The organism is Pristimantibacillus sp. PTI5 (genome assembly GCF_048572955.1).
Classification (GTDB): Bacteria; Bacillota; Bacilli; order Paenibacillales; family Paenibacillaceae; genus Pristimantibacillus.
Genome location: NZ_CP183886.1, coordinates 2,972,669 through 2,994,222, shown reverse-complemented (window position 1 = coordinate 2,994,222; position 21,554 = coordinate 2,972,669). Strand labels below are relative to the sequence as shown.

Annotated in this window: 18 protein-coding genes; 8 read left to right on the top strand and 10 right to left on the bottom strand. The window is 46.0% G+C overall.

Features of this window, described 5'->3' with window-relative positions; genetic code table 11:
* The first annotated feature begins 102 nt into the window (after positions 1 to 102).
* The 4 genes from ACN6MW_RS13400 to ACN6MW_RS13385 all read left to right on the top strand — a co-directional run bounded on the left by ACN6MW_RS13400 (position 103) and on the right by ACN6MW_RS13385 (position 5,640).
* Entirely contained in the window at positions 103 to 2,265 is a 2,163-nt protein-coding gene (locus ACN6MW_RS13400; protein ID WP_419875842.1) for a hemoblobin-interacting domain-containing protein, read from the top strand.
* A gap of 52 nt (positions 2,266 to 2,317) precedes the next feature.
* Positions 2,318 to 4,015, top strand: coding sequence for an S-layer homology domain-containing protein (locus ACN6MW_RS13395; protein ID WP_419875841.1), 1,698 nt, complete (start codon positions 2,318 to 2,320; stop codon positions 4,013 to 4,015).
* A gap of 168 nt (positions 4,016 to 4,183) precedes the next feature.
* Positions 4,184 to 4,675, top strand: a complete 492-nt coding sequence (locus tag ACN6MW_RS13390) for an RrF2 family transcriptional regulator (RefSeq protein WP_419875840.1) — start codon at positions 4,184 to 4,186, stop codon at positions 4,673 to 4,675.
* Between the two features lie 50 nt (positions 4,676 to 4,725).
* Positions 4,726 to 5,640 (top strand): NAD(P)/FAD-dependent oxidoreductase, encoded by a 915-nt coding sequence (locus ACN6MW_RS13385; protein ID WP_419875839.1) that lies wholly within the window; start codon positions 4,726 to 4,728, stop codon positions 5,638 to 5,640.
* Positions 5,641 to 5,705: 65 nt separating this feature from the next.
* Here ACN6MW_RS13385 and ACN6MW_RS13380 read toward each other — a convergent pair whose 3' ends face one another.
* From ACN6MW_RS13380 to ACN6MW_RS13340, 9 genes are all read right to left on the bottom strand, one after another.
* Positions 5,706 to 6,026 carry a hypothetical protein gene (locus ACN6MW_RS13380; protein ID WP_419875838.1) on the bottom strand — a complete coding sequence of 107 codons (321 nt, stop codon included), beginning with the start codon at positions 6,024 to 6,026 and terminating at the stop codon, positions 5,706 to 5,708.
* Positions 6,027 to 6,297: 271 nt separating this feature from the next.
* Positions 6,298 to 7,386, bottom strand: coding sequence for a hypothetical protein (locus tag ACN6MW_RS13375; protein WP_419875837.1), 1,089 nt, complete (start codon positions 7,384 to 7,386; stop codon positions 6,298 to 6,300).
* A 9-nt stretch (positions 7,387 to 7,395) separates the two neighbouring features.
* The gene (locus tag ACN6MW_RS13370) at positions 7,396 to 8,868 is read right to left on the bottom strand and encodes an MBOAT family O-acyltransferase (protein ID WP_419875836.1); all 1,473 of its coding nucleotides are present in this window, start codon (positions 8,866 to 8,868) and stop codon (positions 7,396 to 7,398) included.
* Positions 8,869 to 9,132: 264 nt separating this feature from the next.
* Positions 9,133 to 9,825 carry a zf-HC2 domain-containing protein gene (locus tag ACN6MW_RS13365; protein WP_419875835.1) on the bottom strand — a complete coding sequence of 231 codons (693 nt, stop codon included), beginning with the start codon at positions 9,823 to 9,825 and terminating at the stop codon, positions 9,133 to 9,135.
* Positions 9,803 to 10,309, bottom strand: a complete 507-nt coding sequence (locus ACN6MW_RS13360) for an RNA polymerase sigma factor (protein ID WP_419875834.1) — start codon at positions 10,307 to 10,309, stop codon at positions 9,803 to 9,805. Before ACN6MW_RS13360 ends, ACN6MW_RS13365 begins: the two co-directional genes overlap by 23 nt.
* A 185-nt stretch (positions 10,310 to 10,494) precedes the next feature.
* Positions 10,495 to 11,703, bottom strand: a complete 1,209-nt coding sequence (locus ACN6MW_RS13355) for an MFS transporter (protein WP_419875833.1) — start codon at positions 11,701 to 11,703, stop codon at positions 10,495 to 10,497.
* Positions 11,704 to 11,866: 163 nt separating this feature from the next.
* Positions 11,867 to 13,099 carry a peptidase T gene (gene pepT / locus ACN6MW_RS13350; protein WP_419876343.1) on the bottom strand — a complete coding sequence of 411 codons (1,233 nt, stop codon included), beginning with the start codon at positions 13,097 to 13,099 and terminating at the stop codon, positions 11,867 to 11,869.
* A gap of 105 nt (positions 13,100 to 13,204) precedes the next feature.
* Positions 13,205 to 14,725: a DHA2 family efflux MFS transporter permease subunit gene (locus tag ACN6MW_RS13345; RefSeq protein ID WP_419875832.1), complete on the bottom strand. Its 1,521-nt coding sequence runs from the start codon at positions 14,723 to 14,725 to the stop codon at positions 13,205 to 13,207.
* A gap of 1 nt (position 14,726) precedes the next feature.
* Positions 14,727 to 15,263, bottom strand: a complete 537-nt coding sequence (locus ACN6MW_RS13340) for a PadR family transcriptional regulator (RefSeq protein WP_419875831.1) — start codon at positions 15,261 to 15,263, stop codon at positions 14,727 to 14,729.
* 158 nt (positions 15,264 to 15,421) lie between these two features.
* Here ACN6MW_RS13340 and ACN6MW_RS13335 point away from each other — a divergent pair, with 158 nt between their 5' ends.
* Positions 15,422 to 16,579, top strand: coding sequence for a hypothetical protein (locus tag ACN6MW_RS13335; RefSeq protein ID WP_419875830.1), 1,158 nt, complete (start codon positions 15,422 to 15,424; stop codon positions 16,577 to 16,579).
* Positions 16,580 to 16,680: 101 nt separating this feature from the next.
* Here ACN6MW_RS13335 and ACN6MW_RS13330 read toward each other — a convergent pair whose 3' ends face one another.
* Complete coding sequence (locus ACN6MW_RS13330; protein WP_419875829.1) at positions 16,681 to 17,739, bottom strand: phosphatidylglycerol lysyltransferase domain-containing protein; 1,059 nt, start codon at positions 17,737 to 17,739, stop codon at positions 16,681 to 16,683.
* Between the two features lie 338 nt (positions 17,740 to 18,077).
* On the opposite strand from ACN6MW_RS13330, the gene ACN6MW_RS13325 reads away from it, so the two are divergent.
* From ACN6MW_RS13325 to ACN6MW_RS13315, 3 genes are all read left to right on the top strand, one after another.
* Positions 18,078 to 19,262 carry an MFS transporter gene (locus ACN6MW_RS13325; RefSeq protein WP_419875828.1) on the top strand — a complete coding sequence of 395 codons (1,185 nt, stop codon included), beginning with the start codon at positions 18,078 to 18,080 and terminating at the stop codon, positions 19,260 to 19,262.
* Between the two features lie 187 nt (positions 19,263 to 19,449).
* The gene (gene rlmN / locus ACN6MW_RS13320) at positions 19,450 to 20,526 is read left to right on the top strand and encodes a 23S rRNA (adenine(2503)-C(2))-methyltransferase RlmN (RefSeq protein ID WP_419875827.1); all 1,077 of its coding nucleotides are present in this window, start codon (positions 19,450 to 19,452) and stop codon (positions 20,524 to 20,526) included.
* Positions 20,527 to 20,665: 139 nt separating this feature from the next.
* On the top strand, positions 20,666 to 21,502 hold the full coding sequence (locus tag ACN6MW_RS13315) for a YitT family protein (protein ID WP_419875826.1): 837 nt from the start codon (positions 20,666 to 20,668) through the stop codon (positions 21,500 to 21,502).
* Positions 21,503 to 21,554: the final 52 nt, after the last annotated feature.

Genomic DNA, 21,554 nt, shown 5'->3' with positions numbered 1-21,554 from the left:
GGCTCTTATTTTTTGTCGATGTTTGTCATTTTCTCGTCATTAGGACCCTATATACTGGTCTTTAGAAGGTAAAAAATATCAAATTAGGAGTGAAGAGTTCACATGCTAAGAAAAAATAATGAAAGCAAGGCACGTATGAAAAGAACGGTTTCACAGTGGATGGCTGTTGCATTAACGGCTGCGACGGTTTTATCGGTATCGCCGGTTCCGGGTTATGCTGCAGCGATAGAGGGAGAAGTAACGTTTACGGCCCTTTCTGTAACCGATACGACTCCGCCGGCTTTCACAGGCTCGATATCCAGAGAAGGAGACTACGTTTATTTAAATTTTAACGAGTATTTTGCAATTAATGCGCCAGAAGGTTCAAGTAATGAGCAAACGAGCGCATTTTTGAAAAGTAACATTAGCATTGCTACGGATGGCGTACATTTTTCGCCTTTCATGGAACAAAATAGCGAGGCTTATAAACGAAGAGATCAACAGCTCTATTTAGGGTACGACAATGATATGAAAATCATACTCGGTCAAAATACGGTCATTAAGATCGCAGGCGGTACGCTGAAAGACGAAGCAGGCAACCTGAACGAAGAGATGAATCTCCAAGTGAGTCCGCCCGTTATTCAAAGCGCGGAAATTAGCAGCGATAACCACGATGTCGTAATCACGTTTAATGAAGAGGTTATGGATAATACCGGTACCGATCCGAGCTCATTAAAGAACAAGATTTCTTTGATCCGCAATAATGAAACGGATCAAAAGTCCTTGGTTGAAGAGGATACGGTATCCATTGTATCCGGTAAGCTGCATATCCATTTTGCGGAGGTGCTCAAAGGAGAGTCTAATCAAATTGTCATTAGCAGTTCTGCTCTTAAAGACGCTCAGGGCAACGTGTATGATGCCAACATAATGACTCCTTATATCAAAGCCAATGCGGGAGCAGAGGATCCTAATCCCCTGGATAGTACGGCGCCTCGATTCAAAAATTATGTGTTCTCTAATTCATTTCATGATTTAGCGCTCGTTTTTGATGAGAATGTACAAATTGCTCCGGAAGATATGGCGAACTTTAAAGGAAGCGTCCAATGGTATGACACGACGGTTCGTAACTATGTCAAAGGGCTTCCGGCGGATTCCGTAGTCACCGTATCCGGCAATACCGTGAACATACATTTTGAAACCCTGGTTGGGGAAGTGAATTATTTTTATTTCTACGCGATGAACTTGATTACGGATATGAGCGGAAACCATTTGAACTACAGCGAAATGGAAACCAATTGGGTCTATTTGAATGACCTGTCGCCATTGCATTTGAATGGGGGATATTTTTCGAATAACGGACGTTTCTTAAGCTTGGATCTTCGTAGTTATTATTCTTATAATTTAATCGATCTAACGATGGATGCGGACGGCTCGCATTTAAAAGACCGCATTACGATTTCTACGGACCAGGGAAAAACCTTCTCAGCCCTTAGCTCGAATGATGTCGTTTTCCTGCAAGGGAATACAATTCAGGTTATCTTACAGGATGGGATAACAGAGGGTTCCGTACAGGTGAAAATTGCTGCCAATACGGTAGCGGACGAGCACGGTTACCAGCAAAATAGCGAGATCAATGGAACAGTCGCCTATAACACGCCAGAATTTACAGGGGTATTTCTTAGTAACACGGCAAGCGAATTTGTTTTCGAGGACAATGCAGCATGGAGAACCCATGTTACGAAAATCGAACTGTACGATTACAATGAAAATGCCTATAGAACTTTGACAAGCTCCGAATACACGCTGACGAACGGTAAGCTGGTTATTCAAAAAGGTGTTTTCCATGAGAATTACTATTATAGAGTTAGAGTAGAAGCTGAAGGGTATAGCAGTAAATATTTTGAAGGCGCCGCTATGAAATCATCTGAATATTTTTATATGACCGCACCGGCTGTAACCAAAGTAAATGGCATAACGGCTAAGATTAATGTATTAGCCCGCGGATATCAAAACGATACAACGGGGAATCAATCAGTCGTATTTGAATTGTTTAACGGAAACACGCCGGTTAGTATTGTTGCAGCTGATTTACAAGTAGGAACAGGCGTATATTCAGCCAATTTCAACGTTAGCGATGCGGCTGCGAATCCTAATTATACGGTGAAAGCCTATATTGTCAGCCATTTCAGTGATGATCCTGCCGATGTCGGAGTAAACCTTGCTACGGTTAAGACACAAAGTGAATTCGATCAAGCTCTGATTAATGAAAATCATAACAATTACTGATTTTTTATAGAACTTGAAATAGGGAATGAACATGAAAGCGAGGAATGTAAACGTGAAATTACGGCAGCTAAATATAATGGTAGTCATTATGCTCTGTTTATCGCTTGTGCCGGTAACGGCATTCGCTAACAGCGTCGCGGTTTCCATAAACGCAATAGGGTCCGTTGCGCAGGGCGGCAATGTCGATATTAGCGGGACATCGGCTCTGGACGAGGTTATTATTAAAGTATTGCGTCCGGATAACAGCGTTGTATTCTATACGATTGCTCCGGTAAGCGAAGGGAAATTCTCCAGCTCGTTTACCTTGGCAGGACGGGAGACGACCGGCACTTATAAAGTCGTTGCTGGACAAGCTGACCAAGTGGGCACGCTGAATTTCAACGTGACCGCAGCAAGCACGGGCGGCACTGGCGGAAGCGTGCCAATCGGAACGATAGAGACTCCTGGAGCGGGCAAACCCATAACGCCTCCAACATCCAATGCAAGCCCCGTGACGGTAGACACGAGCAAGAATGTCGTGTCCTCGGAAACGGCATCGAACGGCCGCGCGGCAACGATTGTAAAGCAAGAAGACGCAGCCTTGGCTGACGCGCTTGCGAAAGCGGCGAAGCAGGACAATCACGGGGATGCGCCGATTGTTTTTATCGCTTACGATAACCCAGCAGGAGAGACCGTTCAGTTTAATCTTTCTTCAGCTGTATTAGCGGCCGCAGTAACAGGTGCGCCGAATACGATCATCTCTTTGCAAACCAATGACGGAGAATATTCACTGCCGCTGAGCATTATTGATTTCGCGGCAATTGCCCAAAGCCTAGGCGCAGCCAGCACCGGGGTTAGCATTCAAGTAACGATAGCTGCAGCGGGTGCAGATCTGGATGCGGAAATTAAGAAAAACGCGTTGGGCATTTCCACATCCCAGCTAGGTAAAGCCATTGAATTTACGATTACGGCTGCAGGCAACGGCAAGTCGGTCGAGCTCAACCAGTTCGGTTCCGTCTACGTAGAACGAAACGTCGTTTTGGCGGCTCCTGCTGATGTGGCGCATACGACAGTCGTCCTATATGATCCGTTAACCGGAAAATTTTCATTCGTGCCGGCCGTATTTGAGAAGCAAGCCGACGGTTCCATGAAGATAACGTTCAAGCGTAACGGAAATAGTATTTATGCGGTACTTTCTTCAACAAAAAGCTTTAATGACATAAGCAAGCATTGGGCTAAAGCGGATATTGAGCTGCTGGCATCCAAGCTGGTGGTCAATGGCGTAACGGATAGCAGCTTTGCTCCGAATAATCAAATTACACGGTCGGAATTCGCAGCCTTGCTGGTTCGCTCGCTGGGCTTGTCCCTAGACGCAGCTTCAGCAGACTTCACGGATGTAAAGTCTAGCGACTGGTTTGCCGGCGCGGTCGGAGCGGCTGTCAAAGCGAAGCTGGTTGACGGCTTTAGCGACAAGAGCTTTAAACCGAATGACACGATTACCCGCGAGCAAATGGCGGTTATGATTGCAAGAGCCATTACTGCTGCAGGTATTGCAAGCAATGCTGCGGGAGAATCCAATGATTCATTGGCTCCTTTTAACGATAAAGCCTCGATTAGCGGCTGGGCGCAAACGGCTGTTGCTCAGGCTGTGGAAGCAAAAATCATTACGGGCATGACGGAGGATACCTTTTTTCCTTCCGCCAATGCCACGCGTGCTCAAGCGGTCGTTATGCTTAAGCGTTTGATGCAGTATGCTCATTTTATTAATTAATTGAAACAAACCGCCAAGCCCATGCGGGCTTGGCGGTTTTTTCCGGACTATTGAATACGAAATGAAATCTAAATAAGCCCTACCTTTGAATAATGGACACTTATTATCTATAATGGACAACAAGAGTCTATAATAATAGGGATTTCATGTGAATGAAAGGAGTTTGGGATGCAGTTTTCCAAAAGCACGAGTTACGCCTTGCATGCATTAATTCAATTAGCATATGCGGAGCGAGGTCACAATGTAGGCATTAAGGAATTGGCGTCTTCGCTTGGCGTGTCGGAAAGCTATTTGTCCAAAATCATGTCGAAGCTGAGGCAGGATGGCATCGTACGCGCCGTTACGGGTGTGAGCGGCGGTTATGAGCTTGCAAGGGAAGCCGATCAGATTACGTTTCTTGAGGTCATTCAAGTTGTCGAAGGCAGGCAGCATCTGTACGACTGCTATAATATCGATGAACAGCGCCATCAGTTGTTTTTTGAAGCGGATGACTTGGATCCTGATACGGCTATCCGCGCACCCGGCAAGGAATGCCTGGTTAAAAAAATAATGAACGGCGCCGAACAGCAGATGTATGATTATTTGCAGAAACACACGATTCAGTGGGTAGTTGATATGGCTTTGTATAATAACAGCCATGGAATAAAAAAGAAGCCATGAGCTTCTTGCGCTTTAATTATGGACATTAAAGATCCAGGAGGGTGATTATAATGATGCAAATGATTGATGTAGCGATTATCGGAGGCGGACCGGCAGGTTTGAATGCGGCGCTTGTGCTGGGCAGAGCAAGAAAAAGCGTGGCGGTTATTGACGAGGGGCGCCCGCGTAACCGGGTTACCCGCGAGACCCACGGTTTTCTTACACGTGACGGCATCAGCCCCAGCGAATTTCGGCGAATAGCGAAGGAGCAGATAAACGCTTATCCGGCAGTTCAATTTGTGGAGGATGCGGCGGCAGCCGTTACGGGTACCGATGGTCATTTTGAGATCACGACTGCACAGGGGGCTATCTTCAAAAGCAAAAAACTGCTTTTTGCTGTAGGAATGAAGGATCTTCCGCTTACTATTAACGGTCTGACAGATGTGTACGGCAAAAGCGCCTTTGTCTGCCCTTATTGTGACGGCTGGGAGCTAAGGGACCAGCCCCTCGTCTTAATTGTAAAAGGTACGCGGGCGCTGCATTCGGCCAAAATGCTGTCAGGTTGGACGAATCAATATACCATATGCACCGATGGACCCGATGAATGGACCGAGGAAGAGCGCGAGGAGCTCAAGCGGCATAATGTTCCGACGTATGACTCCAAGATCCTGCGCATTGAGTCCAGCGAAGGCATGGTAAAGCAGGTTGTGCTCGAGGATGGCACGTGCATTCCGTGTACCGGCATTTTCTTCGCGCCGAAGCTTGCTGCCGGATCAGATCTGCCACAAACCGTAGGCTGCAAGATGACGGAGGCAGGGACCGTCATCGTCGATGCTTTTGGCAAAACGAACGTACCGGGCGTCTATAGTGCCGGAGATGCGGCAACGGAGTTGTACCAAGCGATCACAGCGGCTTCCTTAGGAGCGCTGGCTGGCGTGAGCATAAATGGCGAGCTGCTTGTAGAGGCTTGGAATAGCAAGAGCTAGCAAGCAACTGGAACCTACATGAAATCAGCCCTGATTGGTGTCGGGGCTGATTTGTTTTGTCTACTTTACCCCGCATCCTCATACTTAGGCAGTCGCGTGAATCTTTTCAGCGTTGTTATGACGACTTTACGGATGCCGAAGCGGAGCAGCAGTGCTGCCGAGAACGGGCCTACCAGCCCGTATAGAAAAATGCCAATGGAGATCACGCTGGAGATACCGCCTCTGCTCCAACCGAATTCATCCTGGAACGGGATGAGCAGAATGCTTGGCAGCGAGCGGATGCCCGCGGAAACAAGCAAGGTTGCGAAGGTTAGCAGTACAATAACCCAACCATAATAGAAGCGGGACTTTGGATGGGATCCTTCTTGGGGAGCTTTTATGCTCATTCATTCATACACCCCTTAAATTTTGTTTGTACATACAAATTATAATAAAAAAATTATTTCTCTAACTGCTTCCTGCTTTTTTCAAGATCATGAGTCAATTGTTCTGCTAATTCTTTGCCGAGTAAAGCTTCATACTTTGCTTTTAGCTGCTTGGAGGCTTCACGAAGGGAGGGCTCTTAATGAGGCTGTAACCTCAGTATAAGCCTGCAAAAGAAAAAGCCGCACTGTAATCAAGGGCGGCTTCTTTTTCATTTTATAACTGTATAACAGCTTAGTAGCTTCCGAGAATATCAAACATATTTTTGCCTTTCCCGCCCCATTGTTCCCTGTTTAATCTCAAGCGGTTTAAATGCTCGTCGATATTTTCCGGCGTAAGATAAACTCCAAAATAAGGGGGGACCTTGTCCGTTTCTTTATTTAGCATCCGGTATAGCATAAGCCTGCCTATTTTTTTCGAGAAATGCGAAAGATCGTTATAGTTTTCACTCTGGCGCAAAGAGCTCGTGGATATCTCATGATAGCCGGAAAAGTCCCATAGGGGAGCAATAGCAACGAGCTGCCTTTTCCAATCTTCAAAATCCGCCCACATGCTGTTTTGCCAAAAGGTTTCTAACAGGATGGCGTGAACCGGGCTGATGTAGAGATGCAGCTGGATACCGTTTTGTTCGCATAGCTCCTTTATTTTTTCGATGTACAGCATGCTGTCCTGCGTTAATTGAAAATCGGTCGGAATCGCATGTAACGTATTTTGATTAATATCGGGAGGATAGACGAGCGTTTCATCAAAGCTGCCGTCGCCGAGGTATCTGCTTTCCGTGAAAACGGTCGTTTTATTCAAGTTTTCAAGCAGGACTTTTCGGCTGTCTTTCATTGTTTTTTCAGAAAGCAAGGTAGCAAAATAATCCTGCAAATAGAAAATCGATTTTAATCGTTTTTCATCGAAATTTGCTTGATTGACATATTGCTCATTGAAGATTTCAAAATCCAATCCCAGAAAGACGGTCTTCAGGCTTTTATCGACTTTGAGCATATACTCTAAATATTTAAAATTGATATAAGAAGTAGCAGCGGGAAGGCCTAAATTATAGGTGCTTTCTCCAGTTAACGACTCAATAAACGGAGGGTCCAGCCGCATGGCCCTGGAAGTGCCCATTACCAAGGTTTCAGGCTGGTACCTTTTACCTTGATAGGTCTTGAATTGATAAGGGTCCCTCTCCGTGCTTTTTTGATAATTATAGCTTTTTCCGGCGTAATGATAAAATCCATAGGGATCAATCACGTAATTCGCGACAGCGATAATGATCAAAATAAAAGCTGCGGCGGAAAGCGTGTACAGCGTCCACTTTTTGTATGTTGTCATAGTCTCACCTTAGAATTTGAAATATAAAAATTCAGATACCTTTGTTAAATTTAATAATGAATAAATCAGGATGATAATGATGAAAACGGCATACATAAAAGTCGGCCGGAACGATTGCATTTTCTCGGATGTATTTTTAAATACCAACACAATGATGAAGCCCAATATGATCAAGCCTGCAGCCGCATACTTATCTTTTAACGGAGTGCTGGCAAACTCTACCCCGATCATGGAAAGCGGATGTAAAATCCGGGCAAGCTGTTCGGGCAAAATAAAACCTTGAAACCCGAGCATGGCTTTGATTAGCATAATGGCTTGATCCAATTGACTGATTTTGAAGAAGACCAACGTAAAGTTTAAATACCCAAAGGTCAGTGCCCACGCCGCAAATAGGGGGAGCTTAATGCCCGTCTTGGTCCACATGCGATAAATGATGATGCCAAGCCCAACGAGCAAGCCCCAAATGATAAAATTCCAGCCTGCGCCATGCCAAATTCCGCTTAATATAAACAGAAAAATTAAATTGATGTTCGTTTTTGCATCGGTACTGAACGTCAGGGATAAGAAGGGAAATACCTTTTTAGACAAATAACGGTTCATTGGGAAGTAAACATATTCATATAGAAAACGGGTCAAAGTTATATGCCAGCGCGAGGCCATTTCTTGAAAATTAACGGATTTATAAGGCGAATTGAAATTAATAGGCAGTTTAATATTAAACAATAAGGCCAGACCGATTGCCATATCCGAATATCCGCTGAAATCAAAATAGAGTTGAAAGGTATACGAGAGGATGAGAATCCAGGCATCGAAAAAAGTAATCGTTTCTATGTACTGCATGCCGTCGAGCACGGTTGTGGAAAAATTATCAGCCAATATCACCTTTTTAAATAAGCCTATAGAAAATGCGAAAATCCCCAAAGCGATGTTTTCAAAGTTTATTTTCTGGTTTTGGGTGTTTTGAAACTGGGGCATCATCGCTCTATGGTGAACAATGGGGCCTGCAATTAAGTGAGGGAAAAAAGTAATAAATAAGGTGTAGTTAACGATGTGATAATTATCTACTTTGCCTTTATAACAATCCACGATATAAGTGATTTGCTGAAATGTAAAAAAACTGATAGCCAAAGGCAAAGCAAGCTGCATTAAAGGCATTTCGGTTGAGAACAGGGAGTTGAAATTATCGAGAAAAAAGTCGAAATATTTGTAATAGCCTAAGAAGGCTAAATTAAGCATAATTCCCGCAGTCAGAACCAGCTTTGTTTTATGGGAAATAAGATATTTGCCAATCAGAAAGTTGATAACCATCGAAATGAGGATTAAAGGCAAATAACGCGGATTCCACCAGCCGTAGAAAAACAAGGAACAAGAGGCCAGCCATGCTCTAGCGGCATAGGGGTTTGTGATCGAACCAAGAAAAAAGTAGCCGCCAAATACAAGAGGCAGAAATATAAAGATAAATTGTGGTGAGTTAAAAAGCATAGGTGCACTTCCCGTAATTAGAATAATCTTCTGCGTTTTAACGATAAAAGGGCTGCTTTGAAGGAATGGAATAAAGAATGCAAAGTAATACGGGGGGAAGTTCTATCGGTGGGTTTCATCCGTACAACCCATCTATTATATCGTATTTAATGAATCTCCAGCAAGCAAAAAGTAATGGAAATAGCGATAGTTGAAGCGGTTAGGCTGTATTTAAAGGGGAGCAGGCGATCCTCGAATCCTGCTCCCCTTTAACATGAATAATTGTTATTTTCTAAGCTCGTCTTCGACTGCATCGCTAGCCGGAGGAAGCTTCATTCCTTCTTTCCAGATTAAAATATTTTCGTCGCGTGTTCCGAGATAGAGGGCGGTCACTTTAGCGTCTGCGCCATATTTATTTTGATAAACTTCCTTTATAAAAGGGTCCATTGTTTGGTACATGTTAAAAAGCCCAAACGTAGTAATTGGTTTTTTCTTGATAATAGGGCGGTACGGAACCATGTAAAAGTTCCCGTTCTCGTCCATATCGTAGCTAATCTCATTCAAATCATAACCGTCTGTCAGCCGCAGATGAAAGGCAACTCTGCCGTCTTTCATTAGACTGGTATCCTTCACCTCAATGATAGCCGAAGGAACGCGCATCATGTTCCATTCCGTCAAACCAAAGTAGGCCGCAACAGCGATTCCGAGACATAATGAGGCAAGAACGGCTCCTTTCAGAAATGATTTTAATTTGGAACGGCTCCAGTAGCTGGACATTTCCTTTAGCAGACGGCTGTCCCTGTTGTTCGCATCAACGGCAGCCGGAGAAATTTTCAGCTCGTTTCGCATGGTTTCCCATTCCGACCTGCAGCTGCCGCATGTCGCGAGATGCGCTTCTACCAATTCTGCGCTCTCCTTGCTGCATACGTTATCGATATATAAAGGCAATAAATCCTTAATAACCTCGCATTTCATCATTTCCTTGTTCCTCCTTCAGCGAATCTTGAATTTTTTGTTTGGCACGGTAAAAGGTGACCCTAGCCCAGCTCTCGGTTTTTTCAAACAGCTGGCTGATCTGGGCAAAGGACAATTCCCCGAATACCCTTAACGTAAATACTTCTTTATAGGGCTCGTTTAAATGATGTAATGCCTTATGTATGCCTAGCGCAGTATCTTTGTCCATAAGAGCAGCTTCGATATCGTCTTGACCTGCCTTTTCAAGCACACGTTCCGGTTCGAACCGTTTTTGCTTCTCAACATAGGAAAAGTAGGTGTTTTTGGCGATTTGGCAGAGCCAGACGCTTATTTTGCATTGGCCCTTAAAGGAATCAATCTTTTTCAAAGCTTTAAAGAAAGTTTCTTGCGTGATTTCTTCGGCAACCGTCTCATTTCGGCTCAAAGAGAACACAAATAAATAAATATCCCGGAAATATGCATTGTAGATTTCCTCAAAATCGTTCACGCTCTCACTTCCTCACCTATATAAGACAGCCAAGCTGGCGTTTCGTTACAACTATTTTTAAAAATAGAATATAAACCATTATAAAGCCTGGCAAAAGGGTGTGAAGGCATTCGATTAAAACAAAAAAGCCAGCCCAACACATCACGTGATGTGCCGGGCTAGCTTCTTATCGCGCTTTCGTTATTTCATGATGACAGGGAGGACTTGCGTTCCGCAATATAACAGGACAACCCTAAAAGGAGTGCCAATCCGACAAGCACGGCTCCGACCCACGGCAGGGCCGTTATCGACAAATGCGTAATAACAAAACCGCCAATAAAAGCGCCTGACGCATTTCCTAAATTACCGGCAGAATGACTGGACGTTGATGCAAGCGCCGGCGCCGTTTGGGCAAGGCTCATGATTCGCACCTGCAGTCCGGGCATGACGGCAAAGGACGCAGCGCCCCACAAGAAGATGGTCAATACGGCTGCGATTGGGCTATGAACGGTAAAGGTGAAAAGGGTAAGAAGTATGGCTATCGTAAAATAAAGCCCTAAAATAGAGGGCAGCAGCTTCCAATCCGCGAGCTTCCCGCCTACGATATTGCCTATGGTTACTCCAAAGCCGAATAGAACGAGAATCCAAGTTACGCTGTGCTCCGCAAAACCAGATACCTGCACAAGCAGCGGCGTTATATAAGTAAATACGGCGAACAATCCTGCGTTACCCAGCGCGGCAATTAATAGAAAGAGCAGCAGCTTGGGGCTGGCAAGTGAGGCAATCTGCTGCAGGATACTAGCGGGCTTGGCCTGCCGGATTTGCGGTATAAAAATCAGAATGCCGATTAGCGCCACAATACCCATGATCGAAATGGCGCCGAACGAGGCCCGCCAGCCCATATGTTGACCGATAAAGGTGCCTAGAGGGACTCCGATAATATTCGCAATCGTCAGGCCCGCCATCATAATGGATACGGCGCCGGCACGTTTTTCGGGACGTACCAGATTAGAGGCAATCACGGCGCCAACGCCAAAAAAAGTCCCGTGGGTTAGCGCCGTTAACACACGGGCTGCCATGAGGACCGCATAGGTGGGGGCGATGACGGACAATGCATTGCCGAGTATGAATAAAACCATCAGCAGCAATAAGAGCTTCTTTTGCGGAATGCGGTGGGTGAGAACGGTTAATATAGGAGCGCCGACAGCGACTCCGAGAGCGTACATCGTAATGAGCTGTCCTGCGGCTGAGATGCTGACATGCAGATCCTCTGCCACATTGGGAAGCAGACCCATAATGACAAATTCGGTCATGCCAATAGCAAAAGCGCCGACCGTAAGGGATAGGATTGAGACAGGAAACGGTTCTTTGGCCGCTCGTTTCTTGGTGAGATGCTGCTGTTGTGCTAACTCCATGATGTAAATGTCAACCTTTCTGCTGCGTCTGGCAAGCTTCACAATAAATAAATAGGTACGGACCGTTTGGCCCGTTACCTATTATTTAGTTTTCTGATAGCATAATCAAGCTATTTTTCATTTTGTCCTGCTCTTGCTTGTATGCAAAATACCGCGTGTATCTCTAAGCTCTTTGTTCATATAGCTTCGCAATTTCAATAATGGTTTTTACGGCCAGCTCCATATTGTCTGCCGAAACATACTCGAACCGGCCATGGTAATTTTCTCCGCCCGTGAAGATATTCGGTGTCGGCAGGCCCATGTAGGATAGCTGAGAGCCGTCGGTGCCGCCGCGAATCGGTTCTATTACCGGTTTAATTCCGAGATTTTCGAGCGCCTGTTTCGCAATATTCACAACTTCCATAACGGGCTCGATTTTCTCTCTCATGTTGAAGTATTGGTCCTTGATCTCAAGCTCGATACGACCATTCCCGTATTTCTCCTGTAGCTCCTCAACCAAACGAGTCAGCTCTGCTTTTCGCTCGTTAAACCGATTACGGTCATGATCGCGAACCAAATAATGAAGCTGGGTTTCCTCGACGTCGCCTTCAATGGAGGTGAGGTGGAAAAAGCCCTCGTAGCCCTCGGTCAGCTCTGGCGTTTCCTCGGCAGGCAGCCTTCCGTGCAGCTCCATGGCTATTTTGGCAGAGTGGATCATTTTTCCTTTCGCCGTGCCGGGGTGAACATTTTTGCCCTTGCAGGTAATATGAGCGGCAGCGGCGTTGAAGCTCTCGTATTGCAGCTCGCCCAGGGGACCTCCGTCCAGGGTATATGCATAAACCGCGTCGAAAGCGGCGACGTCGAACCGATGCGGACCTCTGCCGATTTCTTCATCCGGCGTGAAAGCGACGCGTATTCTGCCGTGCTTCACCTCAGGATGTTGAAGGAGATAGGCCATCGCCGTCATAATTTCGGCAATACCGGCTTTATCGTCGGCGCCAAGCAGCGTGGTGCCGTCTGTCGTGATTAAGGTGTGCCCCGTATACCCGGCCAGCTCTGGAAAGTCCTTTGGAGAAAGGACAATATTCAACTCTTTGTTCAAAATGATGTCTTGCCCGTCGTAGCCTTCTACGATTTGCGGATTTACGTTTTTGCCGGTGAAGTCGGTTGCCGTATCGATATGGGCGAGAAAACCGATGGCCGGGATTTCTTTTTCCGTATTGGAGGGAAGAGTGGCCATGACATAGCCGTTTGGATCCAGCGTAATGTCCTGCATGCCGATACTTTCTAACTCCTCGACCAGCTTGCGGGCGAGCACAAGCTGCCCCGGTGTTGAAGGGCAGGTATCGCTGCTCTCGTCGGACTGCGTATCTACTTGCGCATATGATATAAATCGTTTAATAATCTCCGTTTTCATTGTCATCTTACAACTCCTATCCCATTCGTTATACAGTAAATTATAATACAAAAGGGACGGCATCCCAAATGATGCCGTCCGAAGGTTGTACTTAGAGAAGCAATACTAATGCGCGCTGCTAGGCTGCTGCTTTCTTACGGCAGCGAGTCTGCTTGATCCTACAAACAGGGCTGTTACCAGACCGATGCCGCCGATGCAAACGCTGAGTATAAATCCGTGGTTTATGGCTGTGCCCAGCGCCTCCTGCAGAAATTCCCTGATCGGGGGATTCAGGTCGCCGCCGGCATGCATGAGCAGCTCCGGATTGGCTAAGGTGCTGATCTTGTCGGCCGGAATGCCAACCTTGCCAGCTCCTTCGGTTATTAGCCGGTTTAAGTCGTTGTTCACGATCGTCGCCATAATCGAAGCGCCTAATATCCCGCCAATATTTCGCCAGAAACCTACAATGGAGGAGCTGACGCCCATGTATTTGGGATCCACGTTTGCTGCAACCGAGCTTTGGGCGACACTCATCAAGGGTCCAACCGCACCAAGGCCAAGCAAAACCATAAGTGCTATCATGTACCCGCTTGAAGCGTCAGCGCTGACGTTTGCGAGCAGCGAAGCAACGATAATGGTCATCAGCATCGTGAAGACCATTAAAGTACGGAAAGCAAACCTGGACTGCAGGAAGCCGAATAGCATAGCGCCGGCAATCAAGGAGGCCATCATAGGCGTTAATACGCCGTTGGAGTTGGAATGGCCTAATACGCCTATCGTAAAGCTAGGCAAATACGTAATAGCCGAGAACATAAGAACGCCTTGGCAGAAGCAAAGGATACTTGTTCCTAACACCATTTTATTTTTGAATATGCGAAGGGGAAGCACGGGTTCCTGCGCCCGCAGCTCAACGAGAATAAATAACGCGCCGATCACGGCCGAGATGGCGAATAATCCAATCACTTGCCAAGAGCTCCAAGCGAAAGTTTTGCCTCCCCACTCCAGAGCCAGCATTAAGGAAACGGTTGTAATGATTAAAAACAGCGTTCCTAAATAATCGATCTTTGGCTTGTGCTCGGAACGCGTTTCTTTTAAGGCGATCATTAAAATAACCATGGAAGCAAGGCCGATCGGAATGTTGATATAGAAATTCCATCTCCAGCCCATGTGCTCGGCAATAAAGCTGCCCAACTGCGGTCCCGCAACCGAGGAGAGCCCGAAGATCGCGCCGAATACCCCGGACATTTTGGCGGCATCCTTAGGATCTTTAAATATCGTGTAGATAATCGTGAAGCTGATCGGCATTAATGCTCCCGAACCAATGCCTTGAATGATGCGGTATAAAATAAGTTGATCCGCATTTTGTGCTACGCCGCATAGCGCGGACCCGACAAGAAATAATCCGATACCGATCATGTAGAACAATTTTCGCCCGAATAAATCAGACATTTTGCCAAATACGAGCATCGTGCTGGTTGCTGCGAGCATATAGGCCGTAAAAATCCAGCTTACCTTATCGAATACATTAAAATCCTCGCTAATTTTGTTAAGGCAGGAAGCCACAATGGTGTTATCGAGCGATGACATTAATAATCCGAGTGCCATCGCCAGAATAATAAGCTTGTTATTCGAACCGGATTTCGTCATATTAAACCCTCTCTTCTCGTTCTAATTGCTCCATACGTGCCAACCCTTCATGAATCGTTTCCAGCTTCGCGCGATATTCCTTAATGCCTATTTCGATACAAATGATATGGGCGGGATGCATTTTATCCCTATACACGTCGTACTTCTCGCTTAGTTCGTCCAGCTGCTTTTGTGTATAGGCCTGCGCCTGCTTCAACCAGGCAATAACCAGATCATTGCCTACAAATTGACCAAAATATAGACGCATCAGAAAATCCGATTTTATCGAATCCGATTCTATGGGGCTGTGCAAATAGGAGTGGAACTGCTGCTTGCCCAGCTCCGTTATCGTAAACATATTTTTATTCGGTTTACCTTCTTGGACCACATTTTCTTTCGTAATCAAGCCCTCCTTTTCCATCCGATGCAGCATAGGATAGATCGTCCCGTAGCTGGAGCTATAAAAATAAGAGAAGATATCCTCGAAAAGCTGTTTCACATCATAGCCGGATAATGATCGCTTCATAAGCACGCCTAGAATAACATCCTGACTGTTCAAAATATGCCCTCCTTCATGTATTACGGTCCATAATATATCATTCCGATATATAATGTGTCAATATATGTAAATGAAAAATTTTCCCTATTATCTATCTGCTGTTAAACCGTGCGGCAGTCATTTAAGTTATAATATGGAAAAACACTAGAGGTGAAGTCATGTCTGGCCAGCTAAGCGATTACCCTGTTGCAAGCGTATCGAATCTCCACAGCGTAAAATGGAAGATACTGATTTGTTTCGCAATCATTTTTTTATCGGGAGCGCCCGCAGCCCAAAGAACGCTGGCTTCAGAGGATAAGCAGGTCGTAACCGCCCCCGTGCTAAGCGTGCAGCACCTAAGAGGAGACACGCTGATCTCTATCCGGATGGGTATGCATAAAACCGATGTAGACGGTTTGCTGGGTAACCCGGAAGCTTACCTAACCCCTGATGGCGGACAATATTTTAAGTATGAAGATCTGTATGCCGCATTTATAGATGACCGGCTGTCGTGGCTGTCGCTCGGAACGGAATCAAAGCTGGCACAAGGCGTTACGTTCCAGATGAGCCAGGCAGATGCGCTAAAGATACTAGGGGAGACCTCTGTGCCTAATCGGTTTGTTTATGTCTACCGATGGGATAGCCAAGCAGGTAAAGCGGTGCAATTAAAAGGGGAAGAAGAAATACAGCTGCACCAAGAAAGTCCTGATGTATATTCCTTAAGCCTAAGCGTTAATTTCTATGGCGAGGTTAATGACATCCAAATCGTAAGAAATGATTATACGGCATTGTCCGAAAAACGTTTGATTGAAAAAAATGCCATTTCGAGTCCGTTAAGGCCGGTTAAACTGCTTAGCATGAAGGATCTCTCCTTTATTCCCCAAGGTAGTCAAACGCCCGTAACGATTGGTATGAAGCGGGAAAAAGCCGAAGAAATCACCGGCAAGCCGATCGATGAAAATTTGTTTGGCATTATTTATGACGGCATCACGATTTCTTATCGAAATAATCAAGTCGTATCCATGATCATAACATTAAGCGATAATTCAAGGACGATTTACGAGACACCCCGGGGAGCGGGACTGCTGACGAGTACAGCTCTATTTAAAGGCTTATACGGAAAGCCCTCATCAGAAAAAGATTCATTTGTGGATTACATTTTCGTCATGGATGAGAAAAAGGACCGGATGCGTACGATGAGAGAATTCGGGACGGCCGCTGTACATGGCGATAAGCCTAAATATGCGATCAGCATGATTATTGAGGAGGTTAAGGGTCAGCGTTACATCAGCTATATGATGATTTGCGATTACCAGTTTGCTCTGAACCCGATATAGAGCATAACATTTATGCTGCGAACCTCCTCTATATAAATGAACCAAAAAAGCTGTCTCCGTCAGGCTCATAGCCTTCAGAGGCAGCTTTTTTGGTTGCGTCATCAGGCGCGTTTTTCAAAAGGGGATTCTACTTCTGCTACATTGGACAGGGGAATTTGTTTATGTGGATGCATTTGATTTTTAGGGCGATGAATAATATACGATAGCAGCATGACGTTTATGGGCAGAGTACCGGGCGGATATACGAAATAAACGTCTTCCCATTGGGGAGCGAATTTATTTTTATATTCGTAAAGACCCTTAAAGTTATACATTTTGTTTCCGTACCGATATAACAGCTTAGCTAAGCGAAACCTGTCAACATGGGCTAATGGCGCCATTCCCAGACTGCATAAATCGTAGCTTTGCTCCTTCGCCCATAGAAATAACGACACGAACAGAACATCCATCGTTCCATGCGGGCATGCGTCTGTATAGCGCATAAGATCAACCGTGATCCGGCGGGTATAGGATTCTTCTTTGGTTTTTGCGGTAGGGTATTGTCCGCCCGCAACCGATGCAAAGGCTTCATAATTTCCTTCAGGGCTGATCAAGACAGCGACGGGGTATTGGCTGATATAAGCCTTTGAGAACGAGCCGACAGAGAAGCCTTTCTCCCTGCGGTTGGCAAGCCATTCCTCCGATATCGCTTCAAAACGGTTGAGCTGCGAGCTCGAATAAGGAGGCTGCAGCACCTCGAAAGTAAAGCCGTTGCGCTGAAATTTATTCATGCGGTTGCGCAGCTTAAGCCATTGCTTTCCCTTTAAATTAAAGGAGGCTAGGTCTACAAGAGCTTCCTCTCCGATTTTGGCGCTTTGCAGTCCTAGTTCTTCATAGAGCGGCAGGTAGGATGATTTTGCCTGATAAAATACAGGGATACGTTTATCTTTATCGCAGCCGGCAATAAAATGCGTGATAAGCCGTTTCACGGCATCCGGCTTTCCTAGCGGGTCTCCCAGCACGATCCTCCGGTTACCGACGGAACGGTATACAAGGAGAGCCTCATAATTGGAATCCCAAAGCCATTCCTTATCGCCAAGGAAATATAAATGGGAGTGCGATTGGTGGCCGCAGCTTTTTAGCAGGTTTTTTAGGCGTTTTTCAGAAAGGTTATCGATCATTTGCAAATCCTCCAAATAAGCAACGACGAAGCAGTTGGCTGTGTCGAATATTGTCGTTCATTTTATTCATCGGCGTTTATTATACTTGTTTAAAGAGGAAATACAATATCCGTGAAAGAATAGTTGTGGAATCCGTATTATCTTTATTGCTAAGCGAAATTTTAAGCTATAATAAGCTCAAACGTTCAATTTTGAGGTTCCTCACTACTCTAAATTAAAGGGGATCGTGACATGAGAATTGCAAGACCTCCCTGTTAATCCTTAGGGTCATATCGTCCCCGACCGCCTCCGTGATTTGATTGCACATTGGCAATCAGAGAGGAGAGGGGCCGTTATTTATGGGCGATATGCCGAACATTTGGAAGCTATTCGTTATCCGGTTTTTTTCTAGTTTAATTCCCGCCTATGTAATCGAGAGGTTATTTTGGGAAGATCGAGGCATGACCATTCAAATGGTCGTATATACCGAAATTATTTTTGCGTTTACGATCGTTTTGTTTGAGGTCCCCTCCGGCATTATGGCGGATAAATGGGGAAGGAAGCACATGCTCGTCGTATCTGCTCTTCTGAGCTGCAGCGAGTTTCTTATTCTCGTGTTTGCCACGGAGTTTTGGCATTTTGCGCTGGTCGTTTTTCTGGCAGCGATTGGCCACTCCGCAAGCAGCGGGGCAGAGGATGCTTTGCTGTATGACTCCCTGCTCGCGAAGGGAAAAGAGAAGCATTTCGAGAAAATAGTAGGCCGTTTAAATGCTCTGGATACCATTTCGATTATTATCGCTGCCTTGTGCGGAAGCTTCTTGGCCAGCCGCTTTGGCTATGAGCTGAACTACTGGATCTCGCTCGGGGCAGTGGCCATATCCCTTGGCGTAACCATTCTTTTGGTTGAGCCGGTCAGGAACAGCCGCGAAGATGATGACGGGCCGCTGCCGATCAAAGCGTACTTAACGGATTCCGTGCGTTTTTTCAGAAGCAATCCCGGACTATGCTTGGTGCTGTTATCGGGAATGGTAACCGGTGCCGCCGTGAACTTTATCGATGAGTTCTGGCAAATTTATTTGGAGAGATTAAATATCCCAGTCGTCTATTTTGGACTCTTTTCGGCTGCGGTTTTCTTTCTCAGGCTGCCGGGCAATATTCTAGCTTACAAGCTGAAAAATGTGTTCAGCTACAGGGCGCTGCTTCTGGGCATTACGGCGTTTTTGACGGCAGGCTTCGTTTACATGTCGATTATGAAAGACTACAGCGGCTTGGCTGCCATGATTGCCGTCTGTTTGGCCGCGGGCATTATCGAGCCGCTTGCCGCGGGTTATTTGCATCATCGCATCGACTCGTCGATGAGAGCGACAATGGGATCCTTTCAGTCATTAGGCGAAAACTTCCTTCTCACCTTTACAGGCCTCGGATTCGGTTATTACTCGTCCCGATTCGATATCTTTGGCGGTTTTGGGTTCATCGCTGCCTTGTGCGGCATGTATTTTGTTTATTTTCTGCTCGCTTCCAAGAAGGTTGCAGAGCAAGAGTAGATCAAAAGAGCGAAAGGGGTCTTTCTAGATGCATATGCGCTAGGGGGCCTCTTTTTTATGTCAAATAAATGACGGATCTCCCCCTTGTTTTAATGCACCAATTTTGGGACAATAATAAGCAGATTATTCGTTTCGGCAGTATAGGCAGATTAGACTGGATTTTGCAGTATTGAAAAGAGGATATCCTATGAATAAACCATCTATATATGGATTAACGTTTGAGCAGCTGACGGATTGGCTGAAGGAACGCGGCTTTACCAAATTCCGGGCATCGCAGGTGTGGGAATATTTGTACCGGAAGCGCGTAACATCGTTTACGGACATGGTGGATGTAAAAGCGGAATGCGTGCAGCTGCTGTCGGAGCATTTTGTCATCCAGACGCTTACTGAGCATACAAGGCAGGAATCGGCGGACGGGACGAACAAGTTTTTGTTCAAACTGCAGGACGGCAACCTGATCGAGACCGTATTAATGCGGCATAAATTCGGATTATCCGTTTGCGTCACGACGCAGGTTGGCTGCAATATTGGCTGCAGCTTCTGCGCGAGCGGACTGCTTGCCAAGAGCCGGGACCTATCCAGCGCGGAAATTGTCGAGCAGATTATGCAGGCTCAGCTTCATCTCGACCGGATGCAGCAGGGAGAGCAGGTGAGCCATGTCGTCGTTATGGGCATTGGCGAGCCGTTCGATAATTTCACAAACATGACCGATTTTATCGGCGTCATCAAAAGCCAAAAGGGGCTTGCGATCGCCGCCAGGCATATTACGGTTTCTACAAGCGGCTTAGCGGATAAAATCAAAGAGTTCGCCGATTCGGATCTGCAGGTTAATCTTGCCGTATCCCTGCATGCGCCGAACAACGAGCTGCGCACACGCATTATGAAGATTAACCGGGCGATTCCGATCGAGAAATTAATGGAATCCATCGATTATTATTTGGAGAAGACGAATCGCAGAATTACGCTGGAGTATATTTTGCTCAAGGACGTGAACGACCAGAAGGAGCATGCGTTGGAGCTTGCCGAGCTGATCGGGAATCGCCGCAGCCTGGCTAACGTAAATCTCATTCCTTACAATCCGGTGGATGAGCATAGCCAGTATCAGCGGACGGACCGGGAAACGATTCGCGCTTTCTACGATATCTTGAAGAAACAGGGCGTCAGCGTCAGCGTTCGCCTGGAACACGGCACGGATATCGACGCGGCCTGCGGACAGCTCAGAAGCAAGCAAATCAAAAAATCAAAGGAGCTTAAGCTTGGCTAAATAAGGACGGCATGAAGAACATTTCCTATTCCGGGAATGTTCTTTTTTGCGTTAACGTGACAGCCTTCTTCTTCCATATCTTTTCTGTTAAGATGAACTTGCTGCTCGGGTTATTTTCGGTTAAGAAGGGTGTATAGACATGAAGAAAAAAGCGTTGGATTTACTCATCATCATGGCTGGAGCGCTTATTTTTGCACTCGCAATCAATCTATTCGTTATTCCGAATGAGCTTGGCGAAGGCGGCGTTACCGGGATTACGATTATTTTATATTATTTGTTCGGCTGGTCTCCAGGACTGGTCAGTTTAATTTTCAATTCCTTTCTCCTGCTGATCGGCTATCGCTTTCTGGACCGGAGAACGGTGTTTTATACGATTGCTGCGGTCTTGTTTCATTCCCTCTTTCTGTATTTGACCGAGGACTGGCGCGTTGTATCGGATGAAATAACGGTTAATGCCGTGTTTGGCGGTTTGCTCGGAGGGATTGGGATCGGCCTTATTATTAGGGTCGGAGGCACCACCGCCGGCTCGACGATTCTGGCGCGCATCGCACATAAGTATTTGGACTGGAATATCAGTTACGCGCTGCTGTTTTTCGACTTAATTGTCGCTTTCTCCTCCTATTTCATTATCGGGGCCCAGGCGCTTATGCTGACGATTATCATGCTGTATATTGGAACGAAGGTCATGGATTTTATTATTGAGGGTGTGAATCCGAAGAAAGCCGTGACGATTATATCCAAGCAGCAGGACAAGATCGCCGAGCAGGTTAACGTGGTCATGGACAGGGGCGTTACGGTGATCTACGGGCGCGGATATTATACGAAAACGCCTCAGGAAATTCTCTATATCGTCATTAGCAAGCAGGAGCTGAGCACGCTGAAGAAGATCGTGAAGGCAGCCGATAAGAACGCCTTTATTACCATTCATGATGTGCGCGACGTGTTCGGCGAGGGCTTTATTGATATTTCGAAGTAAAGGAAGCCGAATGAAGCAGCTGGAAGCCATCGCTTTTCGCATATTTTTGAAA